At 63.4% G+C, this 22,395-nt stretch carries 29 protein-coding genes; 8 read left to right on the plus strand and 21 right to left on the minus strand.

The annotated features are described in order from the left end of the window. Positions 1–15 precede the first annotated feature (15 nt). The 8 genes from GGQ67_RS12360 to ruvC are packed head-to-tail and all read right to left on the minus strand — an operon-like array spanning position 16 to position 3,950. Positions 16–234 carry a hypervirulence associated TUDOR domain-containing protein gene (locus tag GGQ67_RS12360; RefSeq protein ID WP_183900458.1) on the minus strand — a complete coding sequence of 73 codons (219 nt, stop codon included), beginning with the start codon at positions 232–234 and terminating at the stop codon, positions 16–18. A gap of 48 nt (positions 235–282) precedes the next feature. After that, positions 283–1,323, minus strand: a complete 1,041-nt coding sequence (gene ruvB, locus GGQ67_RS12365) for a Holliday junction branch migration DNA helicase RuvB (RefSeq protein ID WP_111563312.1) — start codon at positions 1,321–1,323, stop codon at positions 283–285. Next, positions 1,320–1,718, minus strand: a complete 399-nt coding sequence (locus GGQ67_RS12370; protein ID WP_183900459.1) for a type II toxin-antitoxin system VapC family toxin — start codon at positions 1,716–1,718, stop codon at positions 1,320–1,322. Before GGQ67_RS12370 ends, ruvB begins: the two co-directional genes overlap by 4 nt. Further along, positions 1,715–2,017 carry an AbrB/MazE/SpoVT family DNA-binding domain-containing protein gene (locus GGQ67_RS12375; protein ID WP_183900460.1) on the minus strand — a complete coding sequence of 101 codons (303 nt, stop codon included), beginning with the start codon at positions 2,015–2,017 and terminating at the stop codon, positions 1,715–1,717. The genes GGQ67_RS12370 and GGQ67_RS12375 overlap by 4 nt, the downstream gene beginning before the upstream one ends. 59 nt (positions 2,018–2,076) lie before the next feature. Further along, positions 2,077–2,694, minus strand: coding sequence for a Holliday junction branch migration protein RuvA (gene ruvA / locus GGQ67_RS12380; protein WP_183900461.1), 618 nt, complete (start codon positions 2,692–2,694; stop codon positions 2,077–2,079). Between the two features lie 25 nt (positions 2,695–2,719). After that, positions 2,720–3,139, minus strand: a complete 420-nt coding sequence (locus GGQ67_RS12385; protein WP_183900462.1) for a type II toxin-antitoxin system VapC family toxin — start codon at positions 3,137–3,139, stop codon at positions 2,720–2,722. After that, positions 3,120–3,383, minus strand: coding sequence for an AbrB/MazE/SpoVT family DNA-binding domain-containing protein (locus tag GGQ67_RS12390; RefSeq protein WP_018899646.1), 264 nt, complete (start codon positions 3,381–3,383; stop codon positions 3,120–3,122). Before GGQ67_RS12390 ends, GGQ67_RS12385 begins: the two co-directional genes overlap by 20 nt. A 54-nt stretch (positions 3,384–3,437) precedes the next feature. Beyond that, complete coding sequence (ruvC, locus tag GGQ67_RS12395) at positions 3,438–3,950, minus strand: crossover junction endodeoxyribonuclease RuvC (protein WP_111563306.1); 513 nt, start codon at positions 3,948–3,950, stop codon at positions 3,438–3,440. 243 nt (positions 3,951–4,193) lie between these two features. Here ruvC and GGQ67_RS12400 point away from each other — a divergent pair, with 243 nt between their 5' ends. The 3 genes from GGQ67_RS12400 to GGQ67_RS12410 all read left to right on the plus strand — a co-directional run bounded on the left by GGQ67_RS12400 (position 4,194) and on the right by GGQ67_RS12410 (position 8,715). After that, positions 4,194–6,506 carry a methyl-accepting chemotaxis protein gene (locus GGQ67_RS12400; protein ID WP_183900463.1) on the plus strand — a complete coding sequence of 771 codons (2,313 nt, stop codon included), beginning with the start codon at positions 4,194–4,196 and terminating at the stop codon, positions 6,504–6,506. Between the two features lie 168 nt (positions 6,507–6,674). After that, a complete protein-coding gene (locus GGQ67_RS12405; RefSeq protein ID WP_183900464.1) occupies positions 6,675–7,568 on the plus strand; it encodes an aldo/keto reductase family oxidoreductase in 894 nt (297 codons plus the stop codon). Positions 7,569–7,719: 151 nt separating this feature from the next. Then, positions 7,720–8,715 carry an LLM class flavin-dependent oxidoreductase gene (locus tag GGQ67_RS12410; protein WP_183900465.1) on the plus strand — a complete coding sequence of 332 codons (996 nt, stop codon included), beginning with the start codon at positions 7,720–7,722 and terminating at the stop codon, positions 8,713–8,715. 60 nt (positions 8,716–8,775) lie between these two features. Here the strand turns inward: GGQ67_RS12410 and GGQ67_RS12415 are convergent, their stop codons facing one another. The 5 genes from GGQ67_RS12415 to GGQ67_RS12435 all read right to left on the minus strand — a co-directional run bounded on the left by GGQ67_RS12415 (position 8,776) and on the right by GGQ67_RS12435 (position 12,055). Beyond that, positions 8,776–9,414 (minus strand): SH3 domain-containing protein, encoded by a 639-nt coding sequence (locus GGQ67_RS12415; protein ID WP_246400170.1) that lies wholly within the window; start codon positions 9,412–9,414, stop codon positions 8,776–8,778. A gap of 2 nt (positions 9,415–9,416) precedes the next feature. Then, positions 9,417–9,923, minus strand: coding sequence for an invasion associated locus B family protein (locus GGQ67_RS12420; RefSeq protein ID WP_183900466.1), 507 nt, complete (start codon positions 9,921–9,923; stop codon positions 9,417–9,419). A 156-nt stretch (positions 9,924–10,079) separates the two neighbouring features. Next, positions 10,080–10,514: a DoxX family protein gene (locus GGQ67_RS12425; protein WP_183900467.1), complete on the minus strand. Its 435-nt coding sequence runs from the start codon at positions 10,512–10,514 to the stop codon at positions 10,080–10,082. Between the two features lie 60 nt (positions 10,515–10,574). After that, positions 10,575–11,060: a tetratricopeptide repeat protein gene (locus GGQ67_RS12430; RefSeq protein WP_183900468.1), complete on the minus strand. Its 486-nt coding sequence runs from the start codon at positions 11,058–11,060 to the stop codon at positions 10,575–10,577. A 20-nt stretch (positions 11,061–11,080) separates the two neighbouring features. Further along, on the minus strand, positions 11,081–12,055 hold the full coding sequence (locus GGQ67_RS12435; protein WP_183900469.1) for an MBL fold metallo-hydrolase: 975 nt from the start codon (positions 12,053–12,055) through the stop codon (positions 11,081–11,083). A 288-nt stretch (positions 12,056–12,343) separates the two neighbouring features. On the opposite strand from GGQ67_RS12435, the gene GGQ67_RS12440 reads away from it, so the two are divergent. Continuing rightward, positions 12,344–13,117 carry a sigma-70 family RNA polymerase sigma factor gene (locus GGQ67_RS12440; protein ID WP_343056508.1) on the plus strand — a complete coding sequence of 258 codons (774 nt, stop codon included), beginning with the start codon at positions 12,344–12,346 and terminating at the stop codon, positions 13,115–13,117. Then, positions 13,114–13,917 carry an anti-sigma factor family protein gene (locus GGQ67_RS12445; protein ID WP_183900471.1) on the plus strand — a complete coding sequence of 268 codons (804 nt, stop codon included), beginning with the start codon at positions 13,114–13,116 and terminating at the stop codon, positions 13,915–13,917. Before GGQ67_RS12440 ends, GGQ67_RS12445 begins: the two co-directional genes overlap by 4 nt. Before the next feature lie 55 nt (positions 13,918–13,972). Here the strand turns inward: GGQ67_RS12445 and GGQ67_RS12450 are convergent, their stop codons facing one another. Both GGQ67_RS12450 and GGQ67_RS12455 read right to left on the minus strand, forming a co-directional pair. Beyond that, a complete protein-coding gene (locus tag GGQ67_RS12450) occupies positions 13,973–14,719 on the minus strand; it encodes a YebC/PmpR family DNA-binding transcriptional regulator (RefSeq protein WP_183900472.1) in 747 nt (248 codons plus the stop codon). 112 nt (positions 14,720–14,831) lie between these two features. Continuing rightward, the gene (locus tag GGQ67_RS12455) at positions 14,832–15,278 is read right to left on the minus strand and encodes a DUF6636 domain-containing protein (protein WP_246400171.1); all 447 of its coding nucleotides are present in this window, start codon (positions 15,276–15,278) and stop codon (positions 14,832–14,834) included. A gap of 114 nt (positions 15,279–15,392) precedes the next feature. Between GGQ67_RS12455 and GGQ67_RS12460 the strand changes: the two genes are divergently transcribed. The 3 genes from GGQ67_RS12460 (at position 15,393) to GGQ67_RS12470 (ending at position 16,632) form a co-directional block, all read left to right on the plus strand. Further along, positions 15,393–15,896, plus strand: a complete 504-nt coding sequence (locus tag GGQ67_RS12460) for a pyridoxamine 5'-phosphate oxidase family protein (RefSeq protein WP_183900473.1) — start codon at positions 15,393–15,395, stop codon at positions 15,894–15,896. Positions 15,897–16,033: 137 nt separating this feature from the next. Next, positions 16,034–16,294 carry a CopG family ribbon-helix-helix protein gene (locus GGQ67_RS12465; RefSeq protein ID WP_183900474.1) on the plus strand — a complete coding sequence of 87 codons (261 nt, stop codon included), beginning with the start codon at positions 16,034–16,036 and terminating at the stop codon, positions 16,292–16,294. Continuing rightward, the gene (locus GGQ67_RS12470) at positions 16,291–16,632 is read left to right on the plus strand and encodes a type II toxin-antitoxin system RelE/ParE family toxin (RefSeq protein ID WP_183900475.1); all 342 of its coding nucleotides are present in this window, start codon (positions 16,291–16,293) and stop codon (positions 16,630–16,632) included. The genes GGQ67_RS12465 and GGQ67_RS12470 overlap by 4 nt, the downstream gene beginning before the upstream one ends. Positions 16,633–16,643: 11 nt before the next feature. On the opposite strand, the gene GGQ67_RS12475 is transcribed toward GGQ67_RS12470, so the two are convergent. The 6 genes from GGQ67_RS12475 to GGQ67_RS12500 all read right to left on the minus strand — a co-directional run bounded on the left by GGQ67_RS12475 (position 16,644) and on the right by GGQ67_RS12500 (position 22,308). Continuing rightward, entirely contained in the window at positions 16,644–17,483 is an 840-nt protein-coding gene (locus GGQ67_RS12475; RefSeq protein ID WP_183900476.1) for an MBL fold metallo-hydrolase, read from the minus strand. Positions 17,484–17,596: 113 nt separating this feature from the next. Continuing rightward, positions 17,597–18,421: a TIGR00282 family metallophosphoesterase gene (locus GGQ67_RS12480; RefSeq protein ID WP_183900477.1), complete on the minus strand. Its 825-nt coding sequence runs from the start codon at positions 18,419–18,421 to the stop codon at positions 17,597–17,599. A gap of 2 nt (positions 18,422–18,423) precedes the next feature. Beyond that, positions 18,424–19,011 carry a 5-formyltetrahydrofolate cyclo-ligase gene (locus GGQ67_RS12485; RefSeq protein WP_183900478.1) on the minus strand — a complete coding sequence of 196 codons (588 nt, stop codon included), beginning with the start codon at positions 19,009–19,011 and terminating at the stop codon, positions 18,424–18,426. A gap of 96 nt (positions 19,012–19,107) precedes the next feature. Then, a complete protein-coding gene (locus GGQ67_RS12490; protein ID WP_112980024.1) occupies positions 19,108–19,998 on the minus strand; it encodes an NAD-dependent epimerase/dehydratase family protein in 891 nt (296 codons plus the stop codon). Continuing rightward, the gene (locus GGQ67_RS12495) at positions 19,995–20,813 is read right to left on the minus strand and encodes a glycosyltransferase (protein WP_183900479.1); all 819 of its coding nucleotides are present in this window, start codon (positions 20,811–20,813) and stop codon (positions 19,995–19,997) included. Before GGQ67_RS12495 ends, GGQ67_RS12490 begins: the two co-directional genes overlap by 4 nt. 274 nt (positions 20,814–21,087) lie before the next feature. Beyond that, the gene (locus GGQ67_RS12500) at positions 21,088–22,308 is read right to left on the minus strand and encodes an NAD-dependent epimerase/dehydratase family protein (RefSeq protein ID WP_183900480.1); all 1,221 of its coding nucleotides are present in this window, start codon (positions 22,306–22,308) and stop codon (positions 21,088–21,090) included. Positions 22,309–22,395: the final 87 nt, after the last annotated feature.

A 22,395-nucleotide genomic window follows, 5' to 3' on the forward strand; every position in this document is an offset into this window, starting at 1 on the left:
CGCTTTACGCCGCCGTCAGCCGGATTTCTTCAGCTCTGAATGGCTCTTCAGCACCTTGCCGCCGTCTTCCTGCTCGATCAGATAGGCCAGCTCCTCGGTGCTCGCCTTCCGCTTGATGACCGCACCTTCGATCGCACGCTCGACGTCATCGGTGAAGCTCTTCTTGATCTTGCCGGTTCCGGTCCCCGTGCCCCATTTCCATTCGACATCAGTGCCGATGCGGTACTTGCGCATGACGATCTCCTTTCGAGATGCCAATGCGCGAAGCGGGGCACAGTTCCCTCAATCGTCCTGCTGGAACAGGCGGAACTGGGCGGCTTCGAGATCCTTCGGCGGCTGCATGCCGAGATGCTTCCAGGCGGTGGCCGTCAGCACGCGTCCGCGCGGGGTGCGCTGGATGAACCCCTGCTGGATCATATAGGGCTCGATGATATCCTCGATCGCGTCGCGCGGCTCGGATAGCCCGGCGGCGATCGTCTCGATGCCGACGGGGCCGCCGCCGAAATTCACCGCGATCATGTTGAGATAGCGCTTGTCGAGCTGGTCGAGGCCAAGATTGTCGACCAGCAGGCGGGTCAACGCCTCGTCGGCGATCTCGCGGGTGACGGCTTCGGCCTTCGCGACCTCGGCGAAATCGCGCACGCGGCGCAGCAGGCGGCCGGCGATGCGGGGCGTGCCGCGGGCGCGGCGGGCAATTTCGCGCGCACCCTCGTCGGTCATCGGCAGGTTCATCAGCCGGGCGCCGCGACGCACGATCAGCTCGAGTTCGTCGACGGTGTAGAAGGACAGGCGCACCGGAATGCCGAAACGGTCGCGCAGCGGCGTCGTCAAGAGGCCGAGGCGGGTGGTGGCGGCGACCAGCGTGAATTTCGACAGGTCGATCTTCACCGAGCGGGCGGCCGGGCCTTCGCCGATGATCAGATCGAGCTGGAAGTCCTCCATGGCAGGATAGAGAATTTCCTCGACCGCGGGGCTCAAACGATGGATCTCGTCGATGAAGAGCACGTCGCGCTCCTCGAGATTTGTGAGCAACGCCGCGAGATCTCCGGCCTTGGCGATGACGGGGCCCGACGTCGAGCGGAAATTGACGCCGAGCTCCTTGGCCATGATCTGCGCCAGCGTCGTCTTGCCGAGGCCGGGCGGGCCGACAAAGAGGACGTGATCGAGCGCCTCGCCACGGTTCTTCGCCGCCTCGATGAAGATCTTGAGATTGGCGCGGGCCTCGGCCTGGCCGGTGAACTCGTCCAGCGATTGCGGCCGCAGCGTCGCGTCAAAATCCTCGCCGCGCTTTTCCGGGGTGATGAGGCGGGCGGTGTCGGTCATGCGAGAAGTTCCATTCCGGGAATTTTGCGGGCGGCCTTGCGGTCGAAGGTAAAGGTTTTGGCGCAGCCGGCATTGGCGGCGGCCCAGACAACAAGATAGTCCGCGATATCGGCGATCGGACGGGACGCATCGGCGATCAAAAGCTTCAGCTCGTCCGCATGTTCGACAATGATTTCATCCGTTTGAGCAAGCAGTCCCAACACCGTGGCGATCTCGGACTTGGCGTAACCGAGACGCCGGCTGAGCAGCCAGATAGTTTCGGCGAGCACGACCGCGCTCACATATGCTGGATCGTCGGCGGTTCGCTCTGACATGAGTTGCCGAGCCATCGCGCCTTGCGTCGGCTCATCATCGAGAAGAAACCGCAGCAGGATGTTCGTGTCTATCCCGATCATTTACGGCCTTCGCGCCATTGCCGCTGGATACGCTCCTCGTCTTCGGTCACCGCGTCCATGATGGCCTCATCGATTTCGTCCATGTTCAAGCTTCTGCCATTGCGGGGCTTGCCGAGAATGCCTGCGAAATCCATCAGTCTTTTCGTTCCCGGTAATGAGGCGCGCTTTGGCGTTGCCAAAAGTCTTCCGCCTTCGACCGTCAAGTAGAATTCGGTGCCTGGCGCGATATCCAGCTTCTCCCGAATTCCCTTCGGGATCGTAAGCTGTCCTTTCGAACTTAGTTTGGTCAAAGCGCTCATCGTTGAAGCCTCTTTCGGTCGAGTGCATCAATAGTAATTGCAAACCTGCTTCCAGCCAATCACCGCGACAGTTCCTTCAGCCCAAGCCGGATCAGCTTGGCGCTGTCGGCGCCTTCACCCGCCGTCTTCATGGCGGCGGCAACCGCGTTGGCGGCCTGGTCTCTGCTGTAGCCGAGGTTGGTCAGCGCCGAGACGGCGTCGGCGACAGGCGCGGAGGCAACGCCTTCGCCGAGTTCCTGCTTCAGGCCGATATTGGCGGATGCCTCGCCGGCGAAGGCGGGGGCCTTGTTCTTGAGTTCGGTGACGATACGGACCGCGACCTTGGGGCCGACGCCGTTGGCGCGGGAGACCGATGTCTTGTCCTGCAGGGCTATGGCGTTGGCGAGTTCGCCCGGCGTTAGCGTCGAAAGCACCGCCAGGGCCACCTTGGCGCCGACGCCCTGGACGCTCTGCAGCAGGTTGAACCATTCACGCTCGAGCGCGGTCATGAAGCCGAAGAGCTTCAGCTGGTCTTCACGCACATAGGTCTCGATGAAGAGAATGCAGGCTTCGCCCACCGAGCCGATGCGCGACAGGGTGCGCGCCGAGCAATGGGCGACGTAGCAGACGCCGTGCACGTCGACGAGCACATAGTCGTCGCCGATTTCGTCGATGGTGCCTTTGAGCTTGCCGATCATGTTTGGTGGTCCGCCGGTTAAGAGTTCAGATGGGATGGGTTTCGGGCGTGATGAGGTGGAGCGTCGGGAAGTAGGCCCGGTAGCGCCCGGGGTCGCGGGTGAGCAGACGATGGGAGCGGACGGACGCATGCGCGCCGATCAGGAAATCGGGCAGGGTGCGCTCGCGCGCGCCGCCGGCGCGGCGGTAGGCGATGTGTGCCATCCCAGCCTGATAGGCCGCAGGAAAGGGTACCGCTTCGCGCGCCAGATTAAGACGCGCCAGCATGAACATGAGCTGATCCTCACTCGGCGCCATGCTCGCCAACTCGGCCCAGACGATCGGCGTGAGAATGAGCTGCGCTTGTGGGCGCAGCCTCAAAATCATCTCCGATGACCACTCCTTGAATTGCGTTTCCGGCCCAAAAACGTCGATGAAGACGTTGGTATCAACGAGGACCGAGGTCATCGCGCGGCCCCCTCAGCCATTCCATATATTCATCCGTGGTCATGCCGAGCGTGTCGAACGTACCCGACACACTTTTCAGCCACGTCGCGAATTCCTCGTCCGATGTGGATTTGCCTTCGGCGACGACCACAAGTCGAGCGCCTTTCTCGTCCGCGACAAAATCCACCTCCGACCCAGGGCCGATATTCAATCGGTCGCGGATCTCCTTGGGGATCGTCACCTGGCCTTTTTCGGTTACACGCATGGTAATACCTCTCAGGTATTACTTACCACGAAATGAGAACAAGTCAAGAACAAGCTAGCCGGCGAGCGCTGCCATGCGCATGCGGGCGCCGCCACGGTTATGGGCGTGGCAGATGGCGATGGCGAGCGCGTCGGCGGCGTCGTCGCCCTTGAACTCGGCTTTCGGCATCAGGATCTTCAGCATCATGTGGATCTGCTTCTTCTCGGCGTGGCCGACGCCGATGACGGCCTTTTTCACCGCGTTCGGCGCGTACTCCGAGACTTGCAGGCCGGCGCGGGCGGGGACCAGCATGGCGATGCCGCGGGCCTGGCCGAGCTTCAGCGTCGCCACGGCGTCCTTGTTGACGAAGGTCTGCTCGACGGCGGCTTCGTCGGGCTGGTGACTGTGGACGACGTCGGCGAGGCCGTCGTGCAGCTGGCAGAGGCGCGAGGCGAGGTCCATGTCGCCATCCGACGTGACAGTGCCGGAGGCGACGAAGCGCAGCGAATTGCCGAGCGTCTCGATGACGCCCCAGCCGGTGCGGCGCAGGCCGGGATCGATGCCGATGATACGAATCGCGCTTTGCATGGCGTAATCCTATTGCAGATCAGCGATAACTGCCATCGATATGTGAACAAAACAAAAACATGCCATCGTTTTTGATGGGCCATATTTACGTGAATTTAAATTCCCTCGGTAACTTATGATCCACAAGAGATGAGAGGAGCCAGCTTTCTTGAGCGAAGGCTCCCCGTGTTCTGTTTTCAGGCCTGCCTGTTGGGCGCCAGCCCCACCGGTATCAGCCGTTCCGGAAGGGGTTCTAGTTTTTCCATGGTTCAGAGATTCCAGTCGCTGTCCTTCAAGGTCATCGCTACTTTCATTCTGCTTACGGCGCTGTCGATCGCCGCCATCAATTGTCTCGCCTATTTCGCCAGCAGCCGGATTTCCGGCGAGCAGGCGCTGAAGGCGAAGGAGAGCGTGCTGATCTTTCGCGGCGACATGCTGCGCGATCAGCTGGCGCAGCTGGACAATCAGGCCAATTCGATTGCGCGCATCGAGGCGTTGCAGATGTCCATCACCAGCCTGAAGAGCGGCTGGAAGACGATCGAGAAGACCTCGGGGGATGCGCGCGCCGAGCTGAAGAAGGTATTCATCACCGACAATCCTAACCCGGCCGGCGAGCGCGAGAAGCTGCTGAAGCCGGATGCGCCGAGCGGCTTCTATTATTCGAACCATGAGAAGACGCAGGGCGAGGTGGCGCGCGATCTGCAGAACACCCCGTTCAGCGATCTGCTGATCGCCGATCTCGATGGTTTCGTGCTTTATTCCTACAAGAAGAACGACGACTTCGCCGAGAACCTGACGTCGGATGCGTGGAAATCGACTGGCGCCGGTCTTGCCTTCGCCAAGGCGATCGAAAACACCGCCAAGGCGACCGACGATGGCGCGCCCGCCGGCTTCTCCGGCCTGCGGGTGGATGCGAATGGCGCGGCGGCTATCTTCTATGCCGTGCCTGTCGTCAAGCTCGGCCAGCCGAAGGGCGTGATGCTGTTCAAGGTGCGCGACGATGTCGTTGCCAGCATCCTCTCCAAGGGTATCGTTGCTGGAAGCACGGCGCAGGCCGCGATCGTCTCGGAAGACGGCTCGGCGGTCACGGTCAACGAGGCCGGCCGGCTGGCGACGCTCGATACCGCGTCCTTCACCTTCCTGAAGGACGCCTTCGCCAATTCCGCGATGTCGGTCGACGATTTCAACCGCGCCGATGGCGCCGCGCGTGCCTATATGAAGCCCGTTGACTATGAGGGCGCGCGCTATCTGGTGGTCGAGAGCATGCGTCTCAGCGAGATCAATGCCGGCTCGCTGGAAATCGCGATGCTCCTGACGATGATCGGTTTCGGCGTGCTCGTGGTCATGGCGGTCGCCACCGGAATCATCACGAAAATGCTGTTCTCGCCGCTGGCCAGACTTGCCGGCGTCACCCGCGCGGTGGCCGATGGCGATCTCGATGTCGAGATCGGCAGCCAGAACCGCCACGACGAGATCGGCACGATGGCAAAGGCGCTCGCCCGCTTCAAGCAGTCGCTCATCGACAGCCGCGCGCTGGAAGCTGCCAGCGCCGAGACGCGCGACCGCGCCGACCGCGACCGCCAGCAGCATATGGCCGAGCGCGAGGCGGAGGCGAAGACGCTGCAGGACGTGGTCGAGGCGATCGACGAGGGGCTGCTGCATCTGGCGAACGGCGATCTCGCCTACCAGATCGACCGTCGCTTCCCGAACGAGCTCGAGGGGCTGCGCCTCAATTTCAACCAGGCGCTGGCGACGCTCAGCGACACGATGACGGCGATCGGCGGCAATTCGGCGGCGGTACGCGCCGGCTCGGAAGAGATGCGCGCCGGCTCGGACGATCTTGCCGGCCGCACCGAGCGGCAGGCGGCGTCGATCACCGAGACGGCAAGCGCCATCGACGCGATCACCCAGTCTGTCCGCGCGCAGCTCGCGCGTGCCGAAGAGGCCGAGCGGATCGCCCGCGACGCCAAGCACGAGACGTCGGGCTCCGGCCAGATCATGCGCGACACGATCGCGGCGATGGAGGCGATCCAGGCATCGTCGCGGCAGATCAACTCGATCATCTCGGTGATCGATTCCATCGCCTTCCAGACCAACCTCCTGGCGCTCAATGCCGGCGTCGAGGCCGCACGCGCCGGCGAGGCCGGGAAGGGCTTCGCGGTCGTGGCGCAGGAAGTGCGCGAGCTTGCCCAGCGCTCGTCGGGCGCCGCCAAGGAGATCTCGCATCTCCTGCAGAAATCCACGCATGAAGTGGAGGCCGGCGTGTCGCTGGTCGAGCGCGCGGGCGTCGCGCTGACAGGCATCGGCGGCCATGTCGAGGCAATCAACGGCCAGATCAGCGAGATCATGGACGCGACCCGCGAGGAGGCGGAGACGCTGCGTCAGATCAACACGGCGGTCGCGGAACTCGATCAGATGACACAGCAGAACGCGGCGATGGTCGAAGAGAGCACGGCCGCCATTCATCTGCTCGCCACCGAAGCGGTCGAGATGGACCGCCAGCTCGCCAATTTCACGCTGGCGCAGGGCGAACACCAGCACAGCGCCGAAGTGCATGTGCTGCGGCGGCGGAGATAGGGTGTTCCTCGACGGCGCCGCTTTCTGACGAAGGCGGCGCCGTCGTGAATGCCGTCCGTGAGCAGCGATTGACTGTCCGAAATCCCGAACAGCCCGTGCGGATTGTCTTGGCTTATCGATGGAACCAGACTGGCCTATTTCTCGTCTTGATCGAAACGGAGAGAGATCATGTCCAATCTTGAAAAGGCCAATCTTGAGAAGTCTGGAACATTCAAACTCGGCAACCGCACCGTCAAACGGCTCGGCTATGGCGCCATGCAGCTTGCCGGCAAGGGCGTCTTCGGGCCGCCGAGGGATCGCGCCGAGGCGGTGGCGGTGCTGCGCGAGGCGGTCGAGAGCGGAGTCGATCATATCGACACCAGCGATTTCTACGGCCCCCACGTCACCAACCAGATCATCAAGGAAGCGCTGCATCCCTATAAGGACGACCTTGTGATCGTCACCAAGATCGGCGCCACGCGCGGGGCGGATGCGTCCTGGAACCCGGCCTTCTCGAAGGAGGCGCTGACACAAGCGGTGCACGACAACCTCAGGAACCTCGGTCTGGACGTGATCGAGGTGGTCAACCTGCGCGCCATGTTCGACGTGCACGGCCCGGCCGAGGGCTCGCTGGAAGAGCCGCTGACGGTGCTTGCGGATTTGCAGCGCCAGGGGCTCGTCAAGCATATCGGTCTCTCCAACGTCACCGCCAGACAGATCGCCGATGGGCGCAAGATCACCGAGATCGTCTGCGTGCAGAACCAGTACAATCTCGCGCACCGGGAGGACGATGCGCTGATCGAACAGCTTGCGGGCGAGGGGACGGCCTATGTGCCCTTCTTCCCGCTTGGCGGTTTCTCGCCGCTGCAGTCCTCGACGCTGTCCGATGTCGCGGCCGATCTCGACGCATCGCCGCTGCAGGTGGCGCTGGCCTGGCTGCTGCAGCGCGCGCCGAACATCCTGCTCATCCCGGGCACTTCGTCGCGCGGGCATCTGCGGGAGAACCTCGCGGTCGCCGATCTCGTGCTGCCGGCCGATGCCGTGGCCAAGCTCGATGGTATCGCATCGGCAAAGACGGGTTGATCCCTTAAACTCGATGACAGGCCCGCGTCGGTAGCCATGAGCGACCGGCGCGGGCTTTTTCTCACGTTCGGCTTTTTGGCGGTGAAACCTTTGGTCGCGCCGGTCGGGCACCTACATAGGATGTCCAGTCCAATCACCGACAGGCCGCGCCATGGTTCCCTTCTCGATCCTCGATCTCTCGCCCGTTGCCGAAGGCAGCACAATCAGGCAGTCGCTCGAGAGCTCGGCGCGGATGGCGCGGAAGGCCGAGGCGTTCGGCTATAACCGGGTCTGGCTGGCCGAGCACCACGGCATGCCGGGGATCGCCAGTGCCGCCACCGCGGTGGTCATCGGCCATGTCGGGGCCGCCACGAAGAAGATCAGGATCGGCTCGGGCGGTATCATGCTGCCAAACCACTCGCCGCTCGTCATCGCAGAGCAGTTCGGCACGCTGGAGGCGCTGTTTCCGGGGCGTGTCGATCTCGGGCTCGGGCGGGCTCCCGGCACCGACATGCGCACCGCGCAGGCGCTTCGGCGCAATCTCGATGCCGGCAGCTTTCCCAACGATGTCGTCGAATTGCAGCAGCTGCTCGGCGCGCCGGTCGAAAACCAGGCGATCCTCTCCGTGCCTGGGATGAACAGCAACGTGCCGATCTGGCTGCTCGGTTCCAGCCTCTACAGCGCGCAGCTCGCCGGCATGCTCGGGCTTCCCTACGCCTTTGCCTCGCATTTCGCGCCCGACTCCCTGATGGAGGCGCTCGATATCTATCGCGACCGGTTCCAGCCGTCCGCCGTGCTCGACAAGCCCTATGCGATGGTGGGCGTCATGGGATCGGTGGCGGAGACCGACGCGGAGGCCGAATATCATTTCACCTCGGCGCAGCAGCAGTTCGTCAACCTGCGCCGCAATGTCCGCGGACAGTTCCCGAGACCGCTCGAGGACATGGAGAGCTTCTGGTCGCCGATGGAGAAGATGACGGTCGAGCATACGCTGCGCTACGCCGTGGTGGGGTCGCCGAGGACGGCGGAGGCCAAGCTCGGTCAATTCCTGCGCGACACGCAAGCCGACGAGCTGATCATCTCGATGCCGATCCACGATATCGAGGCGCGGCTGAGATCCGTCGAGCTGTTCGCGGGGCTCGATACGCTGATGCAGGCGGCCGCCTGACCGAGCGCGGCTCGGCCAACATGCGGGTCCCGCCACGCCGCGTGTCGCGGGCCTCGACCATCACTTTATCGTTTCGTTCGGGTAGACGCCCCAGAGCGCGGTCTGCCTGACGAAGCCGCTCAGATCGTGACCGGGCACCTCGACGTCGCACCAGCTGCCGTCGCAGGTGTTGATCGCAAGACGCACGCGCGCGGCGAGCGAAGCCAGCGTGCGAGCGGAGGATCGCGGTTCGGCTCGAAGGCTGACGTTAGACGCGGCCCAGGGGCCGATCATGGCGGTGCGCTTCCCGGATAGCAGGGCGCGGTGCATCCAGCCCGATACGCCGTCGCTGTCGCGCACCTGGCGCCAGTTGCCATATTCCTCGATGATCTCCAGCGGCAGGCCGGGAACGCGGTAGATCCAGGCGATGCCGTAGTCGAGCGAGGGACCGACGCGCATGCGGGCCTCGCGGGACCGAAGGGATACGAAGCGAGGAACCTTCAAGCCGCTCTCACGCCCCTTCAGTCCTTGGTCGGTCCGCGCCGGGGATTGGACGCTCGCCGGCGATTGCGGGCTCGCCGCCATGGACGGGCCCGTCAGCGCGATGCCGAGGAAGCAGAGCGCCAGCGTTTTCTTCCAGCCCGTGCCCCAAGCTTGGCCGAGGTGTCGGGCAAGGGGACCGGAGGCCGGTCCCGCCCGTTCTTGTCTTGCGCGGGGCATGCTCAGTTGCACTGGGCCATGCGCTTCAGCGCGGCGGTGACGCCGTTCAGGGAGTAGGTGTAGCTGGTGGCGGTGCCGCGGCGCGAGATGGCGTCGACGGTCATGTCGCTGCCGCCGCGCATGGACTGGATCAGCTCCGGTTCCTTGCTTTCCTCCAGCACCCAGGCGGAATTGTCCTTGGTGAACATGGCGAATTCCTTGTCGCCGATCTGAACCTTGGCGCGCGAGCCGGACTTCAGCTCGTAGCCCATGATCGCCTGCGGCTCGTAGTTGGTGCCGCGGCCGGGCGCGCGACCGACCACGAAGTAGTTGCGGCCGTGTTCGACGGCCGCGGGCCGCATGGTCTTCGGCACCGTCAGAATATAGCAGACCGTCTTGCCCGAGCGGTCGTAGGAATAGACGCCCCAATCGTCGAACTGCTTGACCATGGATGGCTGCGCATGAGCCGTGATCGCGCCCGCGAGCGTGCCTGCGAGTGCGATGGAGAGCGAAAGGGCTTGTCTTTTCATGGGTCGTTTTCCCGCCGAGAGTGTGAGTTAGGCTGGCCTTGAGGCAGACCGGCTGGGTTAGCGAGGGCATTGACGGGCGGTAGCGTTACCGCTTCCTTAAAAACGGCCCGCGGTTCACAGAGTTGTGAACCGCTTTGATCCGGATCGGGACGGACCTCACAGGAAAGCGGCGATCGGCGTCGGGCCGCTTCGCTTCAGCCATGCGTCGATCGACAGCGATCCGGCGCCCGATATCGCCAGCACGAACATGCCGCCGGCGATGGCGAAGTCCTTCTCGAAATGCAGGAGTTCGTTGCGGCTGGCGAAGTCCGTGTGAAAGAGCACGGCGGTCAGCAGGCAGAAGATCCCGAGGGCCGTTGCACCCAGGCGCGTCGCCAATCCGGCGGCGACCGAAAGACCGGCGGCGAGCTGCAGCAGGATGACACCGATGGCGACGGGCAGGTCGAGACCGAGCCTGGCGAAGGTTTCGACGGTGGCGCTGAAATCGAGCGCCAGCGTTGCGCCTTCATGCAGGAAGATCGCCGAGAGCAGCAGGCGCCCGGCGAGCAGCATCGTGTTTGCGCCCGCGGATCGGATGAGTGAGCGTTCCATGATCATCTCCTTGTTTAAGCGGGGCGAGCGGCTGGGTCGCCCGCCCCGGGGCAAGCGCCCTCAGTTGCCGCCCCGTGCGGCGATCGCTTGCTGCAGGTCCTCGAGCTCCTCGCAGCCCGCCGGGCAAAGCTGCTTCAGCGAAGCGAGCTGTTCGTTCGCCTTGTCCGGCTTGCCGGTCTGCAGGTAGAGCTCGCCGAGATACTCGCGGGCGGCCTTGTGATCCGGCTGCAGATCGAGCGCCTTGGTGTAGTAGGTCAGCGACGTCTCGTAGTCGCCGGTCATGCGCAGCGTGTAGCCGAGCAGATTGTAGACGTCGGCCTGCTGGTTATCCTCGGCGAGGCCGCGCAGTTCGGTGAGAGCCGCCTGGTAGTCCTTGGCGGCGATCTTGGCGCGGACGGAGGTGAGATCCGGGCCATCGCCGGTCTCCATGTTGTCGACCGCGTAGGCGGGCATCGCGGTCAGTGCCGACACGGCGGAGCCGGCCGCGCACAGCGTGTAGAAACCCATGACGCCGAGAACGGCATAGCTGGTGAACGAGCGTTTCATGACTGTTGTCTCCTCAGGCGTCAGGCCTGGCTTGTGGGGGTGAAGGCATAGGCGTTTCCGTCCTTGACGAAGCTGCCGGAGCCGGGGAAGGGGAAGTGCGAGCCGCAGATGGCGATCTTGTCCGCGATGACGCGATCGATCAGCTTGCGGCGGCTGGTGATGGCAAGCGGCCCGTCCTGATCGTAGCTGCCTTGCCATTGCGGATGCGGGGCGAGCAGCGCGGGCACGTACATGATGTCGGCCGAGACCAGGAGCTGACTGTTTCCGGAATTCACCAGATAGGTCGAGTGTCCGGGGGTATGTCCCGGCGCCGAGATCAGCTGGATGCCAGGCGCCACGTCCGCGCCGTCTTCCACCAGCTTCCAATTCTTCCATTTTGGGAAGACCTCGGCGATGCGCTTTCCGGCGGGCTTGCGTCCCTCGGCAAGCTTTTCGACCCGGCCCGGATCGGTCCACCAGTTGTACTCGGCGGAATGGACGACGAGTTCGGCGTTCGGGAAGACAGGCGCGTTCGACCCCTTCTCCATCAGGCCCCAGACGTGGTCGGGATGGAAATGCGAGATCATGACCGTGTCGATCTTCCTGTAGTCGATGCCGGCGGCGGCCATGTTGCCGGGCAGGTGTGTGGCGTTTGCCTGCCACTGGCCGACGCCCGAGCCGGCGTCCATCATGATCAGCCGTCCGCCGACGTTCAGCACGATCACCGTGAGCGGGATCGGCATGAAATCGGTCGGCAGGTGGGCATTGGCGAGCGCCTGCCTGGTCTCGTCGACGGACACGCCCTTGATGAAGGCGGGATCGTGCGGCTTGCGCCAGATGCCGTCATAGATGGCGGTCACTTCGATATCGCCGACCTTGTAGCGGTAGAAACCGGTCGACGGCTCATCCGGCGATGCGGCCAAGGCGGGTGCGGCGATTTCGAGCTTCGATGCGAGGCCGAATGCAGCTGCCGCGGCGGCCGAACCGAGCAGCGTACGGCGTGACATTGCGAACATGGGGATGCCTCCTCTGGCTTGTCCATTGTTTCAGCGGGATCGGGATGGGTTCGACGTTCCCGCTGCGGAACTAGACCGGAGTGGCCATGGGCTTATTCCCCGATATCGTCGGGTTTCTCATCAAGCCATTGAAAGCGTTTTCCTATTTTTATCGACGCGGACGTTGCGCGAAAAAATCCCGGCGGGAGGGAATAAAACGGGGCCATCGTCGATCTATCCGGTAAAGGGCCGCGTTGCCTGCGAGGCGGTCCAGGGATTAGAATCGGCTGGGCTGCAGCCGCGGGGGACGTGATGACCCAAGTCAGTATTGCCTACCCCATGCCATCGGACGATCAGCTGGCCGAAGCCGTTCTGCGGTGGCGGCGGCGGTCGCGCGCGCTGGCCGGGCGTGCCGGCCGATTGCTCGGCGAGGCCGCATCCATCCTTATCGGCTATATGGAGATGGCCCGCGACCAAAGGCGGGCTCGCGCTGCCCAGCCGCTGCAGGCCGACCAGACGCTGCGCTTCCAGCAGAACATCCTGCCGCATATGGATGCCGCCTATAATTTCGCGCGCTTCCTCAGCCGCGACCGGGATGCGGCGCAGGATATCGTGCAGGATGCGTTCCTGCGCGCCTATCGCAGTTTCGAGACATACAGGGGTGGCGATCCCCGGGCCTGGGTGTTCTCCATCGTCCGCAACTGCCACCTCGCCTGGCAGCAGCAGGGGCGGCGCAAGGCGCGCTTCGAAACACCGCTCGACGGCGATGCCGGAAGCGAAGGCGTGGCACATGAGATCGCTTCCGATGACGATACGGCGGAGACGGCGATGATCCGCGAGAGCGAATCCTCGCGCGTGCGTCATGTCATCGGCATGCTGCCGGAGGCGATGCGCGAGATCCTCGTGCTGCGCGAGCTGGAGGAGCTGTCCTACAAGCAGATCGCCGACGTGATCGACGTGCCGATCGGCACCGTGATGTCGCGCATCGCCCGCGCGCGGCGCGAATTCGGCGAAGCCTGGGATGCAATTGAAAATGGCGGGGCCGAAAATCGCGGGGCCAAGAATGGCGGGGCGGGGACATGAGCGACACGCCGAAACAGGGCTGCGACCAGTGGGGGCCGGTGCTGCACGCCTTCATCGACGGCGAACTCGATCTGGTGCGGGCGGCGGAGCTGGAGGCTCATCTTGCCGTGTGTCCAGATTGCCGGGAGGAGGTGGAAAGGGTGCGTGGGGCGCGGCAACGGATCGGACGAGAGGGCGTGCGCTTCACGATGCCTGAAGAGACACGCTTGCAGGTGCTTGATGCGCTGGCGCGCGAGCAGGGCGTGGGCGTGCCGGCGCAAAGGTCCGGCGCGGCGGCATCATCATGGAGCCGCTTCTTCCGCTTCGTGCGTGACTGGAGTTTCGTGCCGTCGCTGGCGGCGCTTGCCGCGAGCGCCATGCTGTTCGTCAACGCGCCGGCGCCCGAGCTCGGCATCCAGGATCAGTTGCTCGCCAGCCATGTGCAGTCGATGCTTGCCGATCACCTCGTCGACGTGCAGACCTCCGACCAGCATACCGTGAAGCCCTGGTTCAACGGCCGCATCGATTTCTCGCCGCCGGTCAATGACCTCGCCAAGGACGGCTTTCCGCTGGTTGGCGGCCGTGTCGATTATGTCGGCGGCAGGGTCGTGGCGGCGCTCGTCTACCGGCGCAACGGCCACGTCATCAATCTCTTCGTCTGGCCGCAGACGGCTGGCAGGCAGACGGACGGCGAACACGACGGCTACAACATGGTCGAATGGTCGGCGAACGGGCTGGTCTTCTGGGCGGTGTCTGATGCCAGCGTCGGCGACCTTTCCGCCTTCCGCTCAAGCTTCATGCGCGCGGCGTCCGGAATGTGAGGCAAGAAAAAAGGCGGACCGGAGCCCGCCTTTCGACCATTGTCCGGAGGACAGGTCAGGCCGAGAGCTTGGCCAGCACTTCTTCCGAGACTTCGAAGTTCGAATAGACGTTCTGCACGTCGTCGTCGTCCTCGAGGCTGTCGATCAGCTTCAGCAGCGACTGGGCACGCTCTTCGTCGACCGGCACGTTGTTCTGGGCGCGCCAGACGGCCTTGACGGTTTCGGCTTCGCCGAGCGAGGCTTCCAGCGCCTTGGCGACTTCGCCGAGGGCTTCGAAACCGCAGGTGACGTAGTGGCCGTCCTCGTCGGTCTCGACGTCGTCGGCACCGGCTTCGATCGCCGCTTCCATCATCTTGTCGGCATCGCCGGCCGCAAGCTTGTAGGTGATTTCGCCGACATGGTCGAAGGAGAAGGACACCGAGCCGGTTTCGCCCAGTGCGCCGCCGGCCTTGGTGAAGATCGAGCGGACGTTGGAGGCGGTGCGGTTGCGGTTGTCGGTCAGCGCTTCGACGATGATCGCGGTGCCGCCGGGGCCGTAGCCTTCGTAGCGCACTTCATCGTAGTTCTCGCCATCGGCGCCGGCGGCCTTCTTGATGGCGCGATCGATGTTGTCCTTCGGCATCGACTGGGCCTTGGCGTTCTGGATCGCCAGGCGCAGGCGGGCGTTCATCGTCGGGTCGGGCAGACCGGCCTTGGCGGCAACGGTGATTTCGCGCGCGAGCTTGGAGAACATTTTCGACCGCACGGCATCCTGACGGCCCTTGCGATGCATGATGTTTTTAAACTGTGAATGGCCAGCCATGGCACCCCTGTTCACGTCTTATTGTTGGGAATGGGCCGCCTTATAAGAGCGAAACGGGGCGCGTTCAAGGGAAAACAGGCGTATCGGACGGCCGTGCCGCCGCCGTGCGCTATCAATCGACGCTGTATCCGTCGCGGCTCGCGAAGAAGCCGTGTCCGCCCTTGCGGCGGCAGGTGAGGCCGGTCTCGGCGGAGGTGCAGGTGAATGGTCCGGCCTTCCAGCGCTCGCCGTAGTTCAGCACGTTGACATCGTCGCAACAGGCGGTGTCGCCTTCCATCTCGAAGATGAAGGCCTTGCCCGAGGCCGACAGGATCAGCCGGATGTATTTTGGCCCGATGCGGTCGCAGCCGAGCTCGGGGCCGCCGTCATCCGGCCTGTACATCTCGGTGCCGCCCTTGGGGATATAGGTGCAGCCGATGTTTCTGGACGGCGTGACGAAGATGATCTGGCCGTATGCGTCGGGCATGAAGCTGCGGTCGGCGGCGGCGGTCGGCAAGGCCGGCGCGAGAGAGAGTGCCGCAGCAGCCAAACCCAGCATGACCACTGCCGCGACGCGCATGACGATCCCCCTATCCCCACGATACCAGGAGCGTAGCATCAGTTCGCGCCTTGGGGAACAAAGCCCGCGAGATGACGTTTCAAACACGGACCACTCGAAACGGAAGGAAGCGCTATGGCTAGTTTCAACGAGGCGCGGGAGCACCCGGCACGCCAGCTCTGGGATCAGGTCAACAATATTCATGCCGGCATGCTTGGTGTCGATGGCACCGACATGCACATGCAGCCCATGGCGCCGAACGCCGACCCCAAGACCAACACCATCTGGTTCTACACCAAGTCCGACGCGGAGATCGTGCGGGCGATCAAGCCCGGGACGCGCGCGCGTTTCTGCGTCGTCGGCAAGGATCACGACTACCACGCCTGCCTCGCCGGCAAGATCGAGGTTCGCCAGGATGCGTCGAAGATCGAGGAATACTGGAACTCGGTGGTCGCCGCCTGGTACGAGGACGGCAAGAAGGACCCGAAACTGACGATGCTCGCCATGCATGTCGACGATGCGGAAATCTGGGTGTCGACCGGCAGCAAGTTGAAATTCGGCTGGGAAATCGCCAAGGCCAATCTCGACGAGGACAAGATGCCCGACGTCGGCGTGCGTCAGCATTTGCAGTTTGCTTGAGTGCGGCCTTTCAGCGAGGTCGATCGAGGCCCGGGAGCTTTGGTTCCCGGGCTTTTTGTTGCGTCGGTTGCATGGGCGGGAGGTTTGACGCGTCAGCTGGTATGGCGTACCTTGTATTACAAACGGAGGTAAAAACGATGAGCAATCGTGAGCTTTCTGACCCGATTACCATGCGTCTGCCTGTTGATGTGCTGGCCGAGATCGAGCAGATCGCTGGTATCTGCGACAGAAGCAGAAGCTGGGTGTTCGTGCGAGCTCTGAAATCCTATCTCGCGTCGGAAGGCCGCGAAATCATCGAGCTGGATCAAGCTCGCAAGGATATCGACGCAGGTTTTGGACATGACCTTGATGACGTGATCGACGAGGTCGATGCCATCGTGAAGGGTGCCGTTGCGTGAAGGTCATTCTCTCGCCGAAAGCCAGAGAATATGTCACGTCCGAAGCACGTTACCTGAAATCCAAAAGCACACGCGCCGGCCAGCAATTCGCCGACGATCTCAAGCGCCTGCGACATGATCTTGGCATGTTCCCCCAGATGGGAAAAGCGACCGCTGAGTTGCCGTTCCCGAATGCATTTCGGTTCGTCCTTGGCGCCTATCTTGTCGACTACGAAATAAGGGCGGCGCAGATTTTCATCCTCGCGATCCGCCATGGCAGGGAGCGACCGCCGGGCGTTGCTGTCGAGGACGATTTCGATCTTGAAGAAGCGGACGACAAACCGGATTCCGCTTCTTAGCTGTGTAACCCCTACTGCATCCCCTTCGCGACATAGATCTGCGGCTTCTTCGGCAGCGTGCGGATCGAGATGTCGATGCTGTTTGAAGGTGCGTAGACGACGTCGAAGTCGGGGCCGAACATCGAGAGGAAGTTGGCCAGCGGTCGTTGCTGGTGCATTGGCAAGATGAGCGACGACCGCAGGCGCTTGATGACGCGGCTCATGCTGTCGGCGCCCATGGTGAGGCCGCCGTCGACGGGCACCATGACGACGTCGAGCCGGCCGATCGCGGTGTATTGGGCGTCGGTCAGTTCATAGTGCAGGTGGCCGAGATGGCCGATGCAGAGCCCCGCGACCTCGAAGATGAAGATCGAATTTCCATCCGGCTGCGGCGCGCCGTAGCCGCCCCTGATGTCGGTGGTGACGTTGCGGATGTAGGTGTCGCCGACCATGAGGTCGATCTTGGCCTTTTCGCCGGGCACGTCGCTCCAGCCATGCAGCACTTGTTCGATCGCCGGATCGGGCGTCAGCGTGTAGTGCGAGGAATGAGCGCGGTTCATCGTCGCCACCATCGGCGGCTGCGGTGTCGGGTACCAGCCGCTGTAATCGGTGGCGATGCTGACGCCGCCGGGTGTCTCGATCAGAAAGGTCGAATGACCGATATAGGTCAGCGTCACGGTCTCATTGTCCGCCGCGATCGGCACGGCGCCCGAGAAGCTTGCGAATGTCGCCTTGGGAATGGACTGCGCGATCGCCTGGCATTGGCTGACGTTTCGGCGCGCTTCCTGCGCCTGCGCGGTGCCGGGGCTCAACCAACCGGGCAGCAGGCCCGACAGGATGGTCATTGCGAAGACAAGAAAATGCAGCTTCATGCCACGTCCCCAGCGCTTTCACTGGCAAAAGGATGCGGCAAGGGTCGGCGGCGGTCCAGATCAAATCCCGAAACCGCTGCTCACTTTTCCGTCACTGCGGGGCCATGCCCGGCTTAGCGCCAGAACTCCGGAATGGTCTCCGACAGTCTGGGGCCGAGGCGCAGCGGTGCGATCTTTTCGGCAAGCCCTGTCGCGTCCGAAATCTCCACGCCGACACCGCAGATGGTGGCGGGGCCGGTGGCGGCCTCCATGCGGCCTTTCGGCATCTTCGAGATGAAGCGGTTGAGCGGCTCTTCCTTGTCCATGCCGAGCGAACTGTCATAGTCGCCGCACATGCCGGCATCGGAAAGATAGGCGGTGCCGCCGTTCAGGATCTGGTGGTCGGCGGTGGGCACATGGGTGTGGGTGCCGACGACGAAGGAGGCGCGACCATCGACGAAATGGCCGAAGCACTGCTTCTCGCTGGTGGCTTCGGCGTGGAAGTCGAAGATGATCGCATCGGCCTGCTCCTTCAGCGGGCAGGCGTCGAGAATGGTTTCGGCCGCCTTGAAGGGATCGTCGAGCTCGGGATGCATGAAGACGCGACCCATGACGTTGGCAACCAGCACGCGGGCGCCGTTTCGGGCATAGAACAGACCGGAGCCGCGGCCGGGCGTGCCCTGCGGATAGTTGGCGGGGCGCAGGAACTGGTCGTTGCGGCCGGCGAAGGCGACGGCCTCCTTCTGGTCCCAGACGTGGTTGCCCGTCGTCACGACGTCGGCGCCGGCATTGATGGTCTCGAGAAAGATGTCCTCGGTGATGCCAAAACCGCCGGCGGCGTTTTCGCCGTTGACGATGACAAAGTCGAGCTTCAGGTCCGATATCAGGCCGGGGAGGCGATCCCAGACCGCCGTGCGTCCCGTCTTGCCGACCATGTCACCCAAAAAAAGCAGTCGCATTGCTATCCAATCCAAGAGGCAAAAAAGCGCAGGCCGCTTTCTGTCAGGATGGCATCCAGGCTTACATCGTGCGGCTCGTCGGGCACATGTGCCACTTCCTGGCAGTCGAATGCAATGCCGATGAGTTTCGGATGCATGCCTTTTTGCCTGATACGGTCGATCGCGCGGTCATAATGGCCGGCGCCGTAGCCGATGCGGTGGCCGCGTCTGTCGAAGGCCGACAGCGGCACCAGCAGGATCTCGGGGTCGAGAACCGGCGCGTCGGGGCCGGGACCGGATGTACCGAAGCCGGTGGAGACCAGTGGCGCGCCATCCACGAGTTCGCGAAAAGCGATGGTCTGGCGGTCGAGAATGGCGGGGACGCAGAGCCTTGCGCCACGTGCGCGAAACCGCGCCATCAGCGGGCGAAGATCGGCTTCCGAGCGGATCGGCAGGAAGCCGGAGATGATCGTGCCTGGGTCGAAGGCAACGGCCTCGCCGGCGTGTTCGGCCATGGCAAGGCTCATCGCGGCCCTGGTCTCCGCGGGAATGGCGTCTCGAAGCGCCAGCCTTTCGGCGCGTATCGCGGCCTTGATGTCTTTCATGTTCATGGTGTCCGCCTTGCTCTTTTGGCGGGACAATAGAACGCACGGCGCGCAATGCAACGCGCGTATGCAAATGCAACGCGCGAATGCGACGTTCGTGCGTCAGGCCGCCGGCTGTGTCGCGAGCGCGTGGATGGTTTCCTCGAAGAGTGGCAGTCCGCCCGGCTGCCAGCCCAGCGCCTGCAGCTTGGTCGTGTCCATCGGCGTCAGCAGCGACTTGTCGGCGGCTACAGGCAGGCGGTTGGCGCAATCGTGCTCCCAGCGGATCGGCTCGAGGATGTCCCAGGTGTCGAGCGCGAGATCGGAGACGTTGAAGGTCTCGCCGGAGATGCGACCGGCATCGGCCTCGAGCATGACGCGCACTGCCTTGCCGACATCCTGGCCGTGCACTTCGGTTCCTGCCCGTGCGGGGATCGGCCGGCCGCTCAGATAGTCGCCGAACAGCTTGTCCCATTTGTTGGGACGCAGATTGCCGTAGACACCGGTAAGCCGCAGGCTGGCGGTCGCGAAGCCTGGGGCGGCCAGATGCGCCAGGCTGCGCTCGGCGTCGAGCTTGGTCTGGCCGTAGAGCGTTTCCGGCTTCTCCTGCGTCGCCTCGGTCAGCGTGGTTCCCGGCGGGTGCTCGCCATAGGCCGCGCGACTGGAGATGAAAATGCAGCGGCGCGTGCCGGCGCGCTTGGCGGCCTCGAACAGACGCACGGTGCCATCGAGATTGAAGCGCCTGAAGGTCTCGGGATCATCGCCTTCGCCGCCGCGATATTTGCCGGGCGCATGGTGAAATGCGGCATGAACGAAGAAATAGGCGTCGTCGAAGGCCTCGATGTGGTCCTTTTCGGGGTCGAGCGACAGGGGCGCGAAATCGACGGGGCGGGAGAAGGCGCGCGGCAGCGGGGCGTGGCGGCCACCGATGATGACCGAATATCCGGCTGCAAGCAGTTCCTCGACGATATAGCGACCGACAAGTCCTGTTCCACCCGATACCAGTACCTTCATGCTGCCCCTTTCGGATTGGCCATGGCCGATATGTCCGGCACGTCCTTGCCCGTATGGAATGCCTGCCATAGGTCGATCAGGGGCCGCAGGCTTTCCGCCTTCGGATGATCTGTTTCCCATGGCTTTTCATACTGGTAGTGCAGGATGGAAATACTGTTCCAGTCCCAAAGCGCAGGCATGGTAAACCAGACATATTGTAGCATGTTGAAATAAACAGGTAGACCATGCCATTCCGGGAAAAACGCCTGCAGGAAGGTCTGGTCGGTGCGTTTCCACAGGATTTCCGGCTGGTCGAGCCGCTCCAGCATGGCGCTGAATGTTTCCTTCGATGGCTTTGCGACGAAGACGCCGGAGTTCATGCGGTGAAAGTCGGCGAGCGATTCGTAGACGTTGGGCGCGGCGGAGAATTCGGGGTAGGCGAACAGCCGGTCGATATTGCGCAGCACGATGGCATCGGCGTCGATGAAGACGCAGGTCGTGTATTCGGTCAGTTCCCAGAGGCGCAGCTTGCAGAAATTGTCGAGCGGCGAGTGGAACAGCGGCTTGCGGCCCTTGGTGAAGGGGGCTGCGGCGTGGAGTTTTCCGCGCGCATGGCGTTCGTTGAAGGCGTCCGACAGCGGCAGGTGTTCGACGGGGACGAGGCGGCAGCCGAGGGTGTTCAAGGGTTCGAGGTCAGCGTCGGTGACGCCGCCGGTGTGGAGGACGACGATGTCGGCGGTGGTGCGGGTCACCTTGAGCGAGCGGGCGAGCGCGGTGGCGCCCATGGCGTAGTCGGCATTGGTGACGAGAGTGACGTAGGCGTTGGGGGAGGTCATGGTGCGTGGGTCTCCAGGCGGAAGGTTGTATTGGCCTTCGCTTGCCGCTCAGGCCGCTCGGAATGCCTCGCCCCCCTCATCGCCTCGCTGGCGCTCCGGCACTTCTCCCCGTCGGGGAGAAGTGGCAGGTGGCGAGCATCGCCGCCTATCGCAGGAACTGAACGGGTGATTTGTGCCAAGTGGGTGCAACGAGTCTCTTCTCCCCAACGGGGAGAAGGTGCCGGCAGGCGGATGAGGGGGCTCCGGGCTCTGGGTTTTCCTTGTCGCGCGCCCCTCACGACACCGACTTCAATCGTTTCCCCTCGGGGTCGTGGTTGATGGTCGGCGCGATATCCCGCGTCCAGGCCGACACCGCCGGCACGCGGCTGCGGTCGACGCGATAGGCGAACTTCCTGGCGACATCGACGATCTCGCCCATCAGCCCCGTTTTCAGCGTGATCGGATCGAGGCCGAGATCGCGGAACTTGTCGTTTTTCACGATCAGCTCGTTCTCCGGCGCTTCCTTGCGCGGATTGGGCAGCCAGGCGATCTCGGCGCCGGTGAGCTTCGAAATCATCTCGGCGAGGTCGCGGACGCGGTGGGTTTCGGTCATCTGGTTGAAGATCTCGACGCGCGCGCCGCGGGCCGGCGGGTTCTTCAGCGCCAGCTCGATGCAGCGCACGGAATCCTGGATGTGAATGAAGGCGCGCGTCTGGCCACCGGTGCCGTGGACGGTCAGCGGGTAGCCGATCGCGGCCTGGATCAGGAAGCGGTTCAGAACGGTGCCGTAGTCGCCGTCATAATCGAAGCGGTTGACCAATTGCTCGTGCCGGCGGGTCTGTTCGGTGTGGGTGCCCCAGACGATGCCCTGGTGCAGGTCGGTGATCCTGAGGCCATCGTTCTTGGCGTAGAAATGGAAGAGCGTCTGATCCAGGCACTTGGTCATGTGGTAGATGGAGCCCGGATTGGCGGGATAGAGGATTTCCTGGCTCACCGTCTCGCCGCTGGTCGTCTCGATGCCGACGGGGAGGTAGCCCTCGGGGATGGCGGCGCCGACCGTCGAATAGCCGTAGACGCCCATGGTGCCCAGGTGGATCAGATGCGCGTCGAGCTGCAGTTCGACCAGCGCGTTCAGGAGATTGTGGGTGGCGTTGATGTTGTTGTTGACCGTGTAGTTCTTGTGGCGGTCGCTCTTCATCGAATAGGGCGCGGCGCGCTGCTCGGCGAAATGGATGATGGCGTCGGGACGGTTTTCGGCAAGCCACTTCTTCAGGAGCTCGTAATCCCTGGCAAGATCGATCAGGTTGAAGTGTATGCGGCGGCCGGTCTCGGCGTGCCAGATGCGCGTGCGCTCCTGGATCGAGTCCATCGGGGTGAGCGACTGGACGCCGAGTTCGGTGTCGATCCAGCGTCTGGAGAGGTTGTCGAGGATGTGAACATCGTGGCCGGCGTCCGACAGATGCAATGATGTTGGCCAGCCGATAAATCCATCTCCGCCCATCACCGCAATCTTCATTGTGTCGTCTCCTTGTTGGCCTTCGCTATCGAGGATTACTTAGAAAGCGTGACAATTGTTCAATGCTTGCAAGGCGGAATGTCTTCA

This window comes from Rhizobium metallidurans, from assembly GCF_014196505.1.
Taxonomy (GTDB): Bacteria; Pseudomonadota; Alphaproteobacteria; order Rhizobiales; family Rhizobiaceae; genus Rhizobium; species Rhizobium metallidurans.

What these genes read in the sequence shown, in the direction of transcription:
- GGQ67_RS12500 (WP_183900480.1), bottom strand. Translation starts at nt 22,308, where the DNA reads ATGAAGATTGCGGTGATGGGCGGAGATGGATTTATCGGCTGGCCAACA.
- GGQ67_RS12450 (WP_183900472.1), bottom strand. Translation starts at nt 14,719, where the DNA reads ATGGCTGGCCATTCACAGTTTAAAAACATCATGCATCGCAAGGGCCGT.
- GGQ67_RS12415 (WP_246400170.1), bottom strand. Translation starts at nt 9,414, where the DNA reads ATGCCCCGCGCAAGACAAGAACGGGCGGGACCGGCCTCCGGTCCCCTT.
- GGQ67_RS12410 (WP_183900465.1), top strand. Translation starts at nt 7,720, where the DNA reads ATGGTTCCCTTCTCGATCCTCGATCTCTCGCCCGTTGCCGAAGGCAGC.
- GGQ67_RS12425 (WP_183900467.1), bottom strand. Translation starts at nt 10,514, where the DNA reads ATGGAACGCTCACTCATCCGATCCGCGGGCGCAAACACGATGCTGCTC.
- GGQ67_RS12460 (WP_183900473.1), top strand. Translation starts at nt 15,393, where the DNA reads ATGGCTAGTTTCAACGAGGCGCGGGAGCACCCGGCACGCCAGCTCTGG.
- GGQ67_RS12485 (WP_183900478.1), bottom strand. Translation starts at nt 19,011, where the DNA reads ATGAACATGAAAGACATCAAGGCCGCGATACGCGCCGAAAGGCTGGCG.
- GGQ67_RS12495 (WP_183900479.1), bottom strand. Translation starts at nt 20,813, where the DNA reads ATGACCTCCCCCAACGCCTACGTCACTCTCGTCACCAATGCCGACTAC.
- ruvA (WP_183900461.1), bottom strand. Translation starts at nt 2,694, where the DNA reads ATGATCGGCAAGCTCAAAGGCACCATCGACGAAATCGGCGACGACTAT.
- GGQ67_RS12360 (WP_183900458.1), bottom strand. Translation starts at nt 234, where the DNA reads ATGCGCAAGTACCGCATCGGCACTGATGTCGAATGGAAATGGGGCACG.
- GGQ67_RS12370 (WP_183900459.1), bottom strand. Translation starts at nt 1,718, where the DNA reads ATGATCGGGATAGACACGAACATCCTGCTGCGGTTTCTTCTCGATGAT.
- GGQ67_RS12455 (WP_246400171.1), bottom strand. Translation starts at nt 15,278, where the DNA reads ATGCGCGTCGCGGCAGTGGTCATGCTGGGTTTGGCTGCTGCGGCACTC.
- ruvC (WP_111563306.1), bottom strand. Translation starts at nt 3,950, where the DNA reads ATGCAAAGCGCGATTCGTATCATCGGCATCGATCCCGGCCTGCGCCGC.
- GGQ67_RS12490 (WP_112980024.1), bottom strand. Translation starts at nt 19,998, where the DNA reads ATGAAGGTACTGGTATCGGGTGGAACAGGACTTGTCGGTCGCTATATC.
- GGQ67_RS12445 (WP_183900471.1), top strand. Translation starts at nt 13,114, where the DNA reads ATGAGCGACACGCCGAAACAGGGCTGCGACCAGTGGGGGCCGGTGCTG.
- GGQ67_RS12480 (WP_183900477.1), bottom strand. Translation starts at nt 18,421, where the DNA reads ATGCGACTGCTTTTTTTGGGTGACATGGTCGGCAAGACGGGACGCACG.
- GGQ67_RS12390 (WP_018899646.1), bottom strand. Translation starts at nt 3,383, where the DNA reads ATGCGTGTAACCGAAAAAGGCCAGGTGACGATCCCCAAGGAGATCCGC.
- GGQ67_RS12420 (WP_183900466.1), bottom strand. Translation starts at nt 9,923, where the DNA reads ATGAAAAGACAAGCCCTTTCGCTCTCCATCGCACTCGCAGGCACGCTC.
- GGQ67_RS12465 (WP_183900474.1), top strand. Translation starts at nt 16,034, where the DNA reads ATGAGCAATCGTGAGCTTTCTGACCCGATTACCATGCGTCTGCCTGTT.
- ruvB (WP_111563312.1), bottom strand. Translation starts at nt 1,323, where the DNA reads ATGACCGACACCGCCCGCCTCATCACCCCGGAAAAGCGCGGCGAGGAT.
- GGQ67_RS12405 (WP_183900464.1), top strand. Translation starts at nt 6,675, where the DNA reads ATGTCCAATCTTGAAAAGGCCAATCTTGAGAAGTCTGGAACATTCAAA.
- GGQ67_RS12385 (WP_183900462.1), bottom strand. Translation starts at nt 3,139, where the DNA reads ATGACCTCGGTCCTCGTTGATACCAACGTCTTCATCGACGTTTTTGGG.
- GGQ67_RS12400 (WP_183900463.1), top strand. Translation starts at nt 4,194, where the DNA reads ATGGTTCAGAGATTCCAGTCGCTGTCCTTCAAGGTCATCGCTACTTTC.
- GGQ67_RS12430 (WP_183900468.1), bottom strand. Translation starts at nt 11,060, where the DNA reads ATGAAACGCTCGTTCACCAGCTATGCCGTTCTCGGCGTCATGGGTTTC.
- GGQ67_RS12435 (WP_183900469.1), bottom strand. Translation starts at nt 12,055, where the DNA reads ATGTTCGCAATGTCACGCCGTACGCTGCTCGGTTCGGCCGCCGCGGCA.
- GGQ67_RS12475 (WP_183900476.1), bottom strand. Translation starts at nt 17,483, where the DNA reads ATGAAGCTGCATTTTCTTGTCTTCGCAATGACCATCCTGTCGGGCCTG.
- GGQ67_RS12375 (WP_183900460.1), bottom strand. Translation starts at nt 2,017, where the DNA reads ATGAGCGCTTTGACCAAACTAAGTTCGAAAGGACAGCTTACGATCCCG.